The 13462-nt window shown below is 65.4% G+C and carries 12 protein-coding genes; 10 read left to right on the top strand and 2 right to left on the bottom strand.

Annotation, left to right across the window (positions count from 1 at the left end; all coding sequences use genetic code 11):
- Window positions 1–8: 8 nt before the first annotated feature.
- Entirely contained in the window at window positions 9–905 is an 897-nt protein-coding gene (gene sucD / locus ACSE4D_RS14055; RefSeq protein ID WP_135541405.1) for a succinate--CoA ligase subunit alpha, read from the top strand.
- Between the two features lie 399 nt (window positions 906–1304).
- Here the strand turns inward: sucD and ACSE4D_RS14060 are convergent, their stop codons facing one another.
- On the bottom strand, window positions 1305–2099 hold the full coding sequence (locus ACSE4D_RS14060) for a DeoR/GlpR family DNA-binding transcription regulator (RefSeq protein WP_436326116.1): 795 nt from the start codon (window positions 2097–2099) through the stop codon (window positions 1305–1307).
- Between the two features lie 79 nt (window positions 2100–2178).
- On the opposite strand from ACSE4D_RS14060, the gene ACSE4D_RS14065 reads away from it, so the two are divergent.
- The 5 genes from ACSE4D_RS14065 to ACSE4D_RS14085 all read left to right on the top strand — a co-directional run bounded on the left by ACSE4D_RS14065 (window position 2179) and on the right by ACSE4D_RS14085 (window position 6841).
- Complete coding sequence (locus tag ACSE4D_RS14065; RefSeq protein ID WP_436326117.1) at window positions 2179–2841, top strand: hypothetical protein; 663 nt, start codon at window positions 2179–2181, stop codon at window positions 2839–2841.
- A complete protein-coding gene (locus tag ACSE4D_RS14070; protein WP_135541401.1) occupies window positions 2838–4178 on the top strand; it encodes an MFS transporter in 1341 nt (446 codons plus the stop codon). The genes ACSE4D_RS14065 and ACSE4D_RS14070 overlap by 4 nt, the downstream gene beginning before the upstream one ends.
- Window positions 4175–4774: an AAA family ATPase gene (locus ACSE4D_RS14075; protein ID WP_436326118.1), complete on the top strand. Its 600-nt coding sequence runs from the start codon at window positions 4175–4177 to the stop codon at window positions 4772–4774. The genes ACSE4D_RS14070 and ACSE4D_RS14075 overlap by 4 nt, the downstream gene beginning before the upstream one ends.
- Window positions 4775–4828: 54 nt before the next feature.
- Window positions 4829–5938, top strand: a complete 1110-nt coding sequence (locus tag ACSE4D_RS14080; protein WP_425118879.1) for a threonine aldolase family protein — start codon at window positions 4829–4831, stop codon at window positions 5936–5938.
- Between the two features lie 114 nt (window positions 5939–6052).
- A complete protein-coding gene (locus ACSE4D_RS14085) occupies window positions 6053–6841 on the top strand; it encodes a 5'-nucleotidase, lipoprotein e(P4) family (protein ID WP_425118878.1) in 789 nt (262 codons plus the stop codon).
- Window positions 6842–6868: 27 nt separating this feature from the next.
- Here the strand turns inward: ACSE4D_RS14085 and ACSE4D_RS14090 are convergent, their stop codons facing one another.
- Entirely contained in the window at window positions 6869–7276 is a 408-nt protein-coding gene (locus ACSE4D_RS14090) for a universal stress protein (RefSeq protein ID WP_425118877.1), read from the bottom strand.
- A 295-nt stretch (window positions 7277–7571) separates the two neighbouring features.
- Here ACSE4D_RS14090 and ACSE4D_RS14095 point away from each other — a divergent pair, with 295 nt between their 5' ends.
- The 4 genes from ACSE4D_RS14095 (at window position 7572) to ACSE4D_RS14110 (ending at window position 13435) form a co-directional block, all read left to right on the top strand.
- On the top strand, window positions 7572–8948 hold the full coding sequence (locus tag ACSE4D_RS14095) for an MFS transporter (RefSeq protein ID WP_436326119.1): 1377 nt from the start codon (window positions 7572–7574) through the stop codon (window positions 8946–8948).
- A gap of 274 nt (window positions 8949–9222) precedes the next feature.
- A complete protein-coding gene (locus tag ACSE4D_RS14100; RefSeq protein ID WP_425118875.1) occupies window positions 9223–10017 on the top strand; it encodes a DeoR/GlpR family DNA-binding transcription regulator in 795 nt (264 codons plus the stop codon).
- Window positions 10014–11246 carry a 1-phosphofructokinase family hexose kinase gene (locus ACSE4D_RS14105; RefSeq protein WP_135541390.1) on the top strand — a complete coding sequence of 411 codons (1233 nt, stop codon included), beginning with the start codon at window positions 10014–10016 and terminating at the stop codon, window positions 11244–11246. Before ACSE4D_RS14100 ends, ACSE4D_RS14105 begins: the two co-directional genes overlap by 4 nt.
- Entirely contained in the window at window positions 11243–13435 is a 2193-nt protein-coding gene (locus ACSE4D_RS14110; RefSeq protein WP_436326120.1) for a PTS fructose transporter subunit IIABC, read from the top strand. The genes ACSE4D_RS14105 and ACSE4D_RS14110 overlap by 4 nt, the downstream gene beginning before the upstream one ends.
- The last annotated feature ends 27 nt before the right edge of the window (window positions 13436–13462 follow it).

Genomic DNA, 13462 nt, shown 5'->3' on the forward strand with positions numbered 1-13462 from the left:
TTACAACAATGTCTGTCTTTCTGAATTCCGATTCGAAGATCATCGTCCAGGGCATCACCGGCGGAGAGGGCTCGAAGCACACTGCTCGCATGCTCGCTGCCGGATCGAACATCGTCGGCGGTGTCAACGCCCGCAAGGCCGGCACCACCGTGAAGCACAATGACAAGGACGGCAACGAGGTCGAGCTCCCCGTCTTCGCCTCCGTGTCCGAAGCGATGGAAGCCACCGGTGCCGATGTGTCCGTGGCCTTCGTGCCGCCGGCCTTCTCCAAGGACGCCGCGATCGAGGCCATCGACGCGAAGATCGGGCTGCTCGTCATCATCACCGAGGGCATCCCGGTCCAGGACTCGGCCGAAGTCTGGGCTCGTGCTCAGGCGGCCGGCAACGCCACCCGCATCATCGGGCCCAACTGCCCGGGCATCATCACCCCCGGCGAGTCGCTGGCCGGCATCATTCCGGCCAACATCACGAAGAAGGGCAAGCTCGGACTGGTCTCGAAGTCCGGCACGCTGACCTACCAGATGATGTACGAGCTGCGTGACCTCGGCTTCTCCACCGCCATCGGCATCGGCGGAGACCCGGTCATCGGCACCACGCACATCGATGCGCTCGAAGCCTTCGAGGCCGACCCGGAGACCGAAGCCATCGTCATGATCGGCGAAATCGGCGGCGACGCCGAAGAGCGTGCAGCCGCCTTCATCAAGGAGAACGTGACGAAGCCGGTCGTCGGCTACGTCGCAGGCTTCACCGCTCCCGAGGGCAAGACCATGGGCCACGCCGGCGCCATCGTCTCCGGCTCCTCGGGAACCGCCCAGGCTAAGAAGGAAGCCCTCGAGGCTGCGGGCGTCAAGGTCGGCAAGACCCCGACCGAGACCGCCGAACTCATGCGCGAACTCCTCGCCTGAGTCCCAGTGCGAACCGGCCGTCGCTGATACCAGCGCGGTCCGGCCGAGGCTGACACCAGCGCGCCAGAGGTGCCCACGTACGTCACACGTGACGTGTGGAGGCACTCCTGGCGCGCTGTTGTGTGTTCGGACCGTGCGTATCCGGACCGTGCGCGTTCGGATCGTGCGCGTTCGGACCGGGTTTTCGGCTCGTGCCTGCGCGGTTCGTGCCTGCTCGTGCCGGCACTGAGCCGGACCGGGAGCAAACCGCACTGGTGGGGAGCGCCCCACACCGTTGGCGGCAGAACACCGCGTTCGGCACAATTCGCCTCGGCGGCCGCGGAACACCCCGGTGCAACGGGAGTGTGTGGAGTTGCCGGTGGGTGATGCCCGGTGGAAGACGCCCGACGAGCGTAGGTCTCAGGCGTACTCGAGGTGGATTCCGGAGTCCTCGAGGCGGGTACGTTCTTTCTCGGGCAGACGGTCATCGGTGATGATGAGGTCGAGTTCGTCGAGGTTGAGGGCCCTGAACCTGGCATGAGTGCCGAACTTCGACGAATCGGCCACGAGGATCGTGCGCTCCGCCGCCTGCTCCGCCGCGCGTTTGAGCGTCAGTTTGTCCGTCTCCGAGGTGGTCAGGCCATGATCGAGGTCCCAGGCGCCGGCGCTGAGGAAGGCCATGTCGATCGACAGAGCGTTCAGTGTCGCTGCTGCCAGGGGGCCGCTCGAGGAGCCGCTGTTGCTGTCGATGGTGCCGCCGGTGTGGATCGCCATGACGTTTTCGGCCATGAGCCGCATGGCCGAAAGGAAGTCGTTGGTCACGACGGTGATATCGCTGATGGTCAGGAGGCGTTCGACGATCGCTTCGCAGGTGGTGCCGGCATCGAGGAAGACCGTCGAACCCGGACGGACATGAGCGGCGGCCGCTCGAGCGATCGCCTGCTTCGCCAGCGTCTCGAGCTCGGTGCGCGGTGCCCGCTCGACGGGTGTCTGCTGGCGCGGAGAGCCGATCAGCCGGACGCCCCCAGGGACCGATTCGACCAGACCAGCCTCTTCGAGCGCCGCTATATCGCGACGCACCGTCATATGGGAGACGTTCATCGTCTCGGTGAGTTCACGTACGCTGAGCGCCACGGAGGCACGGAGCAGCTCGACGATCTCGTGCTGTCGCTGATCGGGAATCAGCGGGGCGGAGGGCTTCGGATGTGGGGGCACGATTCCAGGGTACCAACAATGCACACATGTTCACATCGATTCCCAAGACATGTGAATATATGTGATAGCGTGCGTGAATATGTTAACGAAGTTCGAGGCCCTCCGAGCCATCCATGACACCGGAGCCGTGCTCATCATCCGACTCGATTCCGAAGACGAAGCACTCGCCGTCGCCCATGCGGCGATCGCCGGCGGAATCCGTGCCCTTGAGATCACGCTCTCGGTGCCCGGCGCCAAGCGCATCATCACAGCGCTGAGCGAAGAGTACTCCGCTCAGGGCGTCGTCATCGGGGCAGGAACCGTCCTTGACGCGCAGTCGGCCTACAGCTGCATCGAGGCGGGTGCGCAGATGCTCGTGAGCCCGAACCTCGACCGCGGGATGCTCGAGGTCGCCAACCGCTACCAGGCGGTGAGCATCAGCGGCGCGTTCACCCCCACCGAGGTGGTCGACACCCTCAGCGCCGGTGCTGACATCGTCAAACTGTTCCCGACCGAGATCTCGGGTCCCGGATATCTCAAGACCGTCCGCGCCCCCTTGGCCCAAGCACCGATCCTGCCCGCAGGCAGTGCGACCCCCGAGAACGTCTCGGAGTGGATCGACGCGGGTGCCGCGGCGATCGGTGTCGGCAGCTCAGTGACCAAGGCGGCTCGCAGCAGCGGAGACTACGGTGACGTCACCACCGCTGCCCGCACCATGCTCGCGGCCATCGCTTCGGCGCGCGGACGCGGAGATCAGGAATGAGCGCCGTGGCCAGCCCCCGTCGCACGGCGAGGACGCGCAACCCGCGACGGATCCGCTGGATCTTCGTCACCCTGCTGGTCATCGGCGGCATCGTCAACTACCTCGACCGCTCCACCCTCAGCGTGGGCAATACGACCATCGCGCAGGAGTTCGACCTCAGCGCGACCCAGATGGGCCTTCTGCTTTCGGCTTTCTCCTGGCCCTACGCGATCGCGAATCTGCCGGCCGGCTACCTCGTCGACAAATTCGGTGCGAAGAAGATGTTCGCGTTCGCCTCCGGTGCCTGGTCACTGGTGGGCATGGTCACCGCTGCGGCGAATTCCTTCGGCGTGCTCTATGCGCTGCGAGTGGCGCTCGGAGTCGCGGAATCTCCGTTCTTCACGGCCGGCCTCAAGGTCAATGAACGCTGGTTCTCCGCCAAGGAGCGCGCGTTCCCGATCGCCCTGGTCAACACCGGTTCGCAGATCGCCAACGCGCTGGCGCCACCGCTGCTGACCTTCCTGATGCTCACGATGTCCTGGCGCGGCATGTTCATCATCGTCGGCGCCCTCGGCATCATCGTCATGCTCGTGTGGCTGCGCATCTACCGCGACCCGACGCTGCGTGAGGAGCACATCCTCAAGGGCGACGACGCCGCCGATGCCGCAGCCGACGAGATCTCGGATCAGCTCGATGAGGCCACCGAGGCCGAAGCCGACGCCGTGGTCGAAGGCGCCGAGAAGGTCGGCTGGGGGACTCTGTTCACGAAGCCGAACACCTACTTCATGATCATCGGCGCCTTCGGCATCTTCTACACGGTCTGGGTCTACCTCACCTGGCTGCCCAGCTACATCGAGACCGATCTCGGCTTCAGCCTGCAGGAGACCGGGTGGCTCGCGGCGCTGCCGTTCCTCATGGGTGTGCTCGGAGTCCTCGCCGGAGGATGGTTCTCCGGCGTCCTCATCCGACAGGGCAGGCCCGCGATCTTCGCCCGCAAGGTTCCGATCGTCGGCGGCGCCGTCCTCGCGGCCGCCTCGGTGTTCCCGACGGCCTATGTCGACAATGTGCCGCTGATCATCGTGCTGCTGTGCCTGGGCTACTTCTTCTCGCAGGTGCCGATCGGCTGCCTGTGGACCCTGGCCTCCGATGTGGCACCGAGCGAGCAGGTCGCCTCCTTGGGCGCGATCCAGAACTTCGGCGGGTTCATCGGCGCTGCCCTGGCCCCGGTCGTCACCGGCTGGCTCGTCGACACCACCGGAAACTTCAACTCGGTGTTCCTCGTCGGCGCAGTGCTGCTCGTCATCGGAGCGATCTCGTATGGCTTCTTCGTCAAGGACCGCAGCCGGGAGCGGCAGTGATCGGCTCAGAGACCCCGACGGTCTTCGTCGTCATCGGCCCCGCCGGCAGCGGCAAGTCCAGCGTGAGCACGGCACTTGCCGCCGAATTCGGAGCCGCCCTCCTCGACAAGGACGTCGTCTGCGGGCGACTGACCGAGGCACTGCTCGAGATCGCCGGAACCGACCCCTGCGGACGAGACGACAACCCCGTCTATCAGGATCGCGTGATGGACCTCGAGTACCAGACGCTGCTCGCGGTCGCCGGCGACAACCTGCGGCTGGGCCGCAGCGTCGTCCTCGACGCCCCCTTCGGCCGCTACCTTCCCGATGCGGCCTTCCTCGAAGACAATGCCGGCGACCATGACTGGCCGCAGGCCGAATGGGTCGTCGTCCGCGTCGCCGTCGATGGTGAGGCCATCCGCGAGCGGGTAGCGGCCCGAGGGCTGTCGCGCGATCATTGGAAGCTCGAGAACTGGGACGAATTCTGGTCGCGTGCCTCAGCCGTCGAGTGCCTGTGGCGGGGAGTGAGGATCGTCGACGTCGACAATGACAGACACGGCTTCGACAGCGCCGAGGTGATCAGGCAGACCAGAGCCCAGCTCAGCGATCGCGGATGAGCCATGGCTTCGGATCAGAATGCGCCGGTCGGGAAGTGGCGATACCCTGAAGCTGTGAACGACGACACACAGACAGCAGACGGCCGGACGTCAGCCCCGGCACCCGAATCCTCCCTCGCGGCCCATCCGCGCAACTTCGGCTCGGACAACTGGGCGGGTGCCCACCCGGAGGTCATCACCGCCATCGCCGAGGCCAATGTCGGCCATGCGCCCGGCTACGGCGACGACCCGTGGACGGCGCATCTCCACGAGGTGATGAAGGGACATTTCGGCCCCAGCGCACAGGCGTTCCCGGTCTTCAACGGCACCGGTGCCAATGTGCTGGCCCTGCAGTCGGCACTGCCTCGCTGGGCTGCGGTGATCACGGCCGCCTCGGCGCACATCAACTACGACGAGACCGGCGCACCCGAGAAGGTCGGCGGACTCAAGATCGTCGGTGCCGCGACCGAGAACGGCAAGCTCACCCCGGAGACCATCAGGGGTGCGATCGTCGGCCGCGGTTCCGAGCACAATGCCCAACCGCTGGCTGTGAGCATCTCCCAGTCCACGGAATGGGGCACGACCTACACCCCCGACGAAATCGCGGCGATCGCCGACACCGCGCATGAACTCGACATGCTCGTCCACGTCGACGGCTCCCGCCTCGGCAACGCCGCCGCCCACCTCGGGGTCGGCTTGGGCGACATCACGACCGCGGTCGGGGTCGACATCGTCAGCCTCGGCGGAACGAAGAACGGCCTGCTCGGCGCCGAGGCAGTCATCGTCCTCAACCCCGACATCAGCCAGGGCATGCGTTTCCTGCGGAAGATGAATCTGCAGCTGGCGTCGAAGATGCGCTTCCTGTCCGCCCAGCTCAACGCGCTGTACGAAGGCGACCTGTGGCGGGTTTCGGCGACCGCGTCGAACGACATGGCCGAGTACCTTGCCGAAAGACTCGCCGAGGCGGCCGAGAGCAAGGGCATGGTCGGGCTCGAGATCGTGCAGAGGGTCGAGTCGAACGTCGTGTTCGTGCGCATGCCCGCCGAGGTGGCCGAGCGTGCGCGACAGAAGTTCGCTTTCGCGGATTGGCCCTTGGAGACGGGCATCGTCCGTCTCATGTGCGCCTTCGACACGACGAGAGAGGACGTCGACGCGCTCGTCGCCGCCATCGCCGGCAACGACTGACCCGACGCTCCCAGGCTGCTGCGGAGCCGTCGAGCGGCCGTGCCGGCCACGACGGCTGATGCCCGCCTGAGCTGACAGTTGTCCGTAAAGAAGAACACTGAAGAAAGAAGATGAATGAAGAAGGCCCTCGTTCCTGCCCTGACGATTCTGCTCGTGCTCATCGTCGGGGTGATCGGATACATCCTCAATTCGGGTCCGGTATCGGGCGACGAAGCGGCGGATGACTGCGACGTCTCGGCCTACACCATGGGTGTGAAGTGGCAGCAGCAGAGCGCCGAGGCGATGGCGCTGCAGGGACAGACCTATGAGATGGCTGCGCGTCAGCTCGACAAGGCCGTTTCCAAGGCCTCGGACGGGGAAGATCTGGCCATCATGACCGACCTCGATGAGACTGCCATCGACAATTCGAAGCTGCTGGCCCGCGATATCGCCAAGTGCCATGACTTCAGCGGCTGGGACACGTGGGACGACTGGGAGAAGAAAGGGGAGCCGACCATGATCCCCGGTGCGTTGGAATTCTTCGAACATGCCGACCAGCTCGGAGTCGACATCTACTACGTCTCGGACCGGACGGAAGAGAACCGGGCGGAGAATGTCGAAGCCATTGCCAAGCTGGGCCTGCCCCAGGCCGATGACGACCACGTGATGCTGCTGGGCCCGCCGAAGGACGAACGGCGTGCGAAGGTCGAGGCGAACCACACCCTGCTCATGCAGCTCGGTGACACCCTGCACGATTTCGATGGCGCATTCGCGGATGCGTCCGTCGACGAGCAGAGGAAACTGGTGGAGAAGAACCGTGCGAAGTTCGGCACCGAATGGATTGTCCTGCCCAATCCGACCTATGGCGACTGGAGCGAATCCGACCTGGACGAATGGGACGCACCGGTTCGCACCGATGACTGAAGTCGGTTGGCGAGCCGGCGCGCGCGACTACTTCTTCCTGCGGTCGACCTTCACAGACACGACGGGAACCTCGGAGTCGAGGATGATCCGCTGCGCCGTCGAGCCCATGATGAGCTTGCCGACGGGCGAGCGGCGACGGGAGCCGATGACGATCATTCGGGTATCGGCGGTCGCCTCGGCCAGCGCCAGGAGCTCTTCGACGGGATCGTTGCCGCGGAGGAATTGAAGGATCTCGTGGGAGACCTCGGAAGACTGCAGCGTCTCCTTGAGCTCTTCGATGTCTTTGCTGGTGGCCACACCGCGTTCGTCGGGAGTCTCACCTATTCCGGCATTGAGCACGACGAGGACATCGTCGAATGCGCGGGCCTGCTCGATTCCGAATTCGACAGCGGCCTTGCCTTCGGGCGAGGGGGAATAACCGACGAGGATTGTCATGATCTCTCCTGGTGCGACATTGGACGAAGCTCCCTCAATTTGTAGCACACCCGCCCCTGTCCACCGGGCGGCGGTTCGCATCTCGGAGCGAGAATCGCGCAGACGAGATTGAGATATTCCTCACTCGGCCCGCCAGAGCACGGGTGTCAGCAGCGACCGCCTGGCCGTATTCGGCGAGGTTTCGTGCGTCCGGTTGCGGATTTCGATGGCGGCAACGATGCGTCAGCCGCTTGTCCGGGGCAGTAAGGTAACCTGGGCGCTCTGTGCGTCATACACGAAACAGAAGGAAGACTCAGTGACAGATTCGCAAGAGAAGCTCGGCCGGGTGAGCGCCTCCGGCGCCGATGGTGAGAAGAAATCGGAATGGCAGACCGTCAAGGCCATCATCGCGGCCTCGTCGGGCAACCTCGTCGAATGGTTCGACTTCTATATCTACGCCTTCTTCAGCGTCTACTTCGCTGAGCAGTTCTTCGTCGAGGGCAACCCGACCCTGTCGCTCATGCAGTCCGCCGGCGTCTTCTTCGTCGGCTTCCTCATGCGTCCCATCGGCGGCTACATCTTCGGTCGCGCCGCCGACCGGATGGGCCGTAAGAACTCGATGCTCATCTCGATCCTGCTCATGTGCGCCGGCTCCCTGTGCATGGCGATCCTGCCGACCAGCGCGACCGTCGGATCCTGGGCGGCCATCCTGCTGCTGCTCGTGCGCATGGTCCAGGGACTCGCCGTCGGCGGTGAGTACGGTGCGACCGCGACCTACATGTCCGAAGTCGCCACCGAAGGCAAGCGCGGCTTCTACTCCTCCTTCCAGTACGTCACCCTCATCGGCGGACAGCTGCTGGCCAGCCTCTTGGCCGTCATCATGACCCACACCCTGGGCACCGAGCAGATCGAGGAAGGATGGTGGCGTCTGCCGTTCGTCATCGGGGCCGCGGCCGCCATCGTCTCCATCTGGCTGCGCCGCGGACTCACCGAGACCACCTCGGCTGACACCCGCAAGGATGAGAACTCGGGCAGCTTCTGCGAGGTTCTGCGTCACCCTCGCGCCTTCCTCGTCGTGCTCGGCATCACCTGCGTCGGTTCGCTCGTGTTCTACGTCTTCACCACCTATATGCAGAAGTTCCTGCTGCTGCAGAACGAAGGCACCCCCGGCGAGGAGATCTTCAACAAGGGCTCCATCGCTGATCTGATGACGATCTGTCTGCTCATCTTCGTCTTCATGCAGCCCCTGGCCGGCATGCTCTCGGACAAGATCGGCCGGAAGAACAACATGCTCATCTTCGTCATCGGCATGATCGCCCTGCCCATCCCGATGCTGAGCATGATCGGCAAGGCCCAGTCGATGGTCACCGCCGGCATCCTCATCATCATCGCCATGGCGTTCATCAGCATGTACACCTCGATCTCCGGCATCGTGAAGGCCGAGATGTTCCCCGCCCACATCCGCGGCATCGGCGTCGGGTTCACCTACGCGATCGGCAACTCGCTCTTCGGCGGGTCCGCCGAGTACGTCGCCCTGTGGTTCCGCGACGCCGGAATGGCCACCTGGTTCGCCATCTATGTCGTCATCGTCGCGATCGTCGGCTTCGTGGCCGTGCTGTTCATGCACGACAACCGGAAGCATTCGACGATCGACAATGCCGATTCCTCGGCGTACAAGCGCGTCGGGCGCTGATTCGTCGGCCCTGATCCCATCACCGAGGCAGCCCGCCGCGGCCGCGTCTGACAAGTGCCCCAGAACGCTGAGTTCTGGGGCACTCGTCATCTGCATCGCCGCTCGCGGACCGACGCTGCGACGTTTCGTAAGAACGTGATGTTGGAATAAGTGGATATGCGTTGGAATGTGATTGACGATACGTGAATAGCGTCATAAGATCATTCAAACCAACAGATAACCACGTGGGTTTCGTCCGGATCGACGACGAACCGCGCGAAGGAAAGGGCCGGACGTGTTCGCTGAAGAACGGCAACGACGTATCGCTGATCTGGTCAGCGAAGCGGGGCGGGTCAGTGTCACCGATCTGGCAGCCGATTTCGACATCACCACGGAAACCGTCCGCCGCGATCTCGCCGCACTCGAGAGGGCCGGATCTCTGCAGCGCGTCCACGGGGGAGCGGTGCCGTGCCGCCCGCACAGCCTCGAAGAGCTGACATTCGATGACCGCGAGATCCACAATCTCGACGAAAAGACCACGATCGCGCAGTCCGCGCTGAGCCTGTTGGACGAGACGATGAGCATCTCCTTGGACGGAGGGACGACCTGCGCGGCGTTCGCCCGAGCGATCGCACACGAAGCCCATGAACGTCGCTCTGCCGGACAGGCTCCCCGGCAGCTGCGCGTGATCACGAACTCCCTGTCGGTCATCGACAGTCTGGCCGGAGCACCCGGGGTCGAGATCTTCGTCCTTCCCGGTCGTTTTCGTCCGGTCACTCGTGCCATGGTCGGACCGCAGACGATTGCGGCCATCGACGGTCACCGTGTCGATCTCGCTGTGCTCGGCACCAACGGACTCGGCGACGACGGCGTCTCCACTCCCGACCACGACGAGGCGGCGACGAAGTCGGCGTTCGTCAACTCCGGACGCAAGGTCGTCGTGCTCGCCGACTCTGCGAAATTCGGTGCCGTCTCCCTGGTGCGCTTCGCCGCATTGGACCAGATCGATGTCCTCATCACCGACGCGGTGCCCGGCGAGCCGATGTCGACTCACTTGGAGAATGCGGAGGTCGAGGTGGTCGCTCCATGATCCTCACCCTGACAGCGAATCCGAGTCTCGACCGGACCATCGAACTCGGCGGCCCCGTTCTCCGTGGTCAGGTGCAGCGGGCGGTCTGGGCCGGACAGCAGCCCGGCGGCAAGGGCGTCAACGTCTCTCGTGCAGTGGCAGCGGCCGATCGCGTGACCCTGGCGGTTCTGCCCGGAGACAGCGACGATCCCGTGCTCACCGGACTCGATGCGATCGGACTGGCTCACCGCTCCGTTCCCACCGGCACACCGCTGCGGTCCAATATCACCGTCACCGAGCCCGACGGCACGACGACGAAGATCAACGAACCCGGCTCCTCCCTGAGCCCGCACAGCCAGGCCGATCTGCTCGACCTCGTGGCAGAGCTGGCCGCCGAGGCAGAGTGGGTCGTCCTGGCCGGATCTCTGCCTCCGGGAGTCGGCGATGACTTCTACGCCCGGGCCATCGTACGCATCCGTGAACTCGACGAACCTCCCTCCATCGCCGTTGACACTTCCGGGGGTCCCCTGGCTGCGGCACTGCAGGCATCACCGGATCTCATCAAGCCGAACGCGGAAGAGCTCGCCGAGCTCCTCGGCGCCGCAGGACTGCTGCAGGCCGCCGGTCTCCGCGAAGAAGCTCAGCCGCACTGCGACGGTCACCCGAGCGGACAGCCCGCATCGGCCCAACCGCTCGAGGTCCCAAAGCCGCTCGAGACCACAGAACCGCTCGAGGCCCCGGAACCGCTCGAAACAGCGGAGCTGTTCGAGATCGCCGCACGGCTGGAATCGTCACCGCAGCTCACCGCCCGAGCCGCTTCGACCCTGCTCGCAGCGGCCGGCCCTCGCCCTCGTTCGATACTTGCGACCCTGGGTGCCGGAGGCGCAGTTCTCGCTCTGCCCGAGACCGTCTGGCACGCCAAGCACCCGCCGATGGAGGTCGTGAGCACCGTGGGCGCAGGCGACTCCACTCTGGCCGGGTACCTGCTCGGTCTCACCCGCGGTCGTGAACCCGGTGAGGCGCTGGCCCAGGCCGTCGCCTATGGAGCCGCTGCCGCCCGGATGCGCGGCACCGGGGTGCCGAGCCCGGAGGATGCACGAACCGACGCGGTGACCGTGACACCCCTGACTGCCCCCGAAACACCATCCGCGGGCACACCCGAGCACACATCCGCATACGCACCGATCGACGATCTTTCCCACCGACATCATCAACAGGGCTCAGTCCCCGAAGCCGAGGAGGCACGATGACATCGCTCATCACAACGGAACTGGTGATCCTCGACGCGGATCAGGGGACGGAGTCGTCCGCTGTCATCCGCGCCATGGCCACCGCAATCGCCGAACAGGGCCGCGCGAACTCCGCCGAAGGGCTGGCGACCGCGGCGATCGCCCGCGAGGAGAAGACCCCGACGGGTGTTCCCGGCGGCATCGCCATCCCGCACGCCCGCACCGACGCGGTCACCACGCCGAGCTTGGCGATGGCTCGTCTCAACCCGCCGGTCGACTTCGGCGCCAAGGACGGACCCGCCGATCTCGTATTCATGATCGCCGCCCCGGACGGTGCCGGGAAGGAACACCTCGCACTGCTGTCGAAGCTCGCCCGCTCCCTGGTGAAGAAGGACTTCGTCGCCTCCCTGCGCGCTGCCGCGACCGAGCAGGAAGTCGTCGACCTCGTCGAGACCGCCCTCGGCCTGCGCGAAGCGGACACCGAGAACGCACCCGCCGGCTCCACCGCAGCGAACCCCGGTGACACCGCAGCAGCGTCCGCAACTGCAGCAGCCCCAGCGTCCGCAGACTCAGCCTCGGCTGCCGAAGACCCCCGCCGCGTCGTTGCCGTCACGGCCTGCCCGACGGGAATCGCTCACACCTACATGGCCGCCGACGCCCTCGTCCAGGCCGGGTCCGAAATGGGCATCGACGTCGTCACCGAGACTCAGGGCTCGAGCGGCACGACCCCGATCGACCAGTCCATCATCGATGGCGCCGACGCCGTCGTCTTCGCCGTCGATGTCGACGTCCGCGACAAGGCCCGTTTCGCCGGCAAACCCTATGTGCAGGTGCCGGTCAAAGCCGGAATCGACGATCCGCAGGGACTCATCCGCAAAGCCCTCGCCGAGGCGGACACCCCGAACGGCCGCAGACTCGCCGCCGCTCACACCGCCGACGAGGAATCGTCGAACTCGACAAGCTCACGGGAAAGCATCGGTGCCCACCTCAAGCGGGTGCTGCTGACCGGCGTCAGCTATATGATCCCCTTCGTCGCCGCCGGCGGTCTGCTCATGGCTCTGGGCTTCCTCCTCGGCGGATTCGACATTCCCGACTACTCCGAGGACATCGTCCTGGGCAACTCCCTGTGGAATCTGCCCACCGAATTCGGCGACCTGGCGCTGGGACCGGTCGGTGCCTACCTGGGGGCCGTCTCCTTCCAGATCGGCAACCTGTCGATGGGCTTCCTCGTCGCCGCACTGGCCGGCTACATCGCCTATGCAATCGCCGACCGGCCCGGAATCGCCCCCGGATTCACCGTCGGTGCCGTGGCCGTGCTCATGGGCGCCGGCTTCATCGGCGGCATCATCGGCGGACTCCTCGCCGGCTATATCGCCCACTGGATCGGTTCCTTCGCCGCGCCGAGGTGGCTGCGCGGGCTGATGCCGGTCGTGATCATTCCGTTGGTGGCCTCCCTCATCTCCTCGGGTCTGATGTTCATGGTCCTTGGCGGACCGATCAGCGCCCTGACCGAGGGACTCAACAGCTGGCTGAGTTCGATGACCGGAACCGCTGCCGTCCTCCTCGGACTCATCCTCGGCGTCATGATGGCCGTCGACCTGGGCGGGCCGGTCAACAAGGTCGCCTACTCTTTCGCCGTCGCCGGACTCGCCGCAGGCTCCGTCGAGAACCCGGTGCCATGGGAGATCATGGCCACGGTCATGGCCGCCGGAATGGTTCCGCCCCTGGCCATGGCGCTGGCCACAGCGCTGCGTCCCCGCATCTTCTCCCAAGCGGAGAAGGAGAACGGAAAGGCCGCGTGGCTGCTCGGTGCCGCGTTCATCTCCGAAGGAGCGATTCCCTTCGCCGCCTCCGATCCGCTGCGCGTGATCCCCGCCTCGATCGTCGGCGCCGGCGTCACGGGCGGCATGACGATGGCCTTCTCCGTGACCAGCCAGGCCCCGCACGGCGGAGTGTTCGTCTTCTTCGCCATCGACTCGTTCCTGCTGTTCCTGCTCTCCATCGTCGTCGGCACGATCATCAGCGCCCTGCTGGTGCTGGTGCTGAAGATCTTCGTCCGCAAGGGCGGTGCAGCCGGCCTCGCCGAGGCGACCGCCCCGGCGGCACCGAAGTCGACCGCGACCGCATCGACCGATTCCGGAGCCGTTGCGTCCGATGCGGCGCAGGCCGACGAACCGGTGTCATCGAAGGCTGACGCTTCGCGAGTCTGAACGCTTCGGCAAGATCGGCAAGAGAGG

This window comes from Brevibacterium sp. FAM 27836, assembly GCF_051351055.1.
Taxonomy (GTDB): domain Bacteria; phylum Actinomycetota; class Actinomycetes; order Actinomycetales; family Brevibacteriaceae; genus Brevibacterium.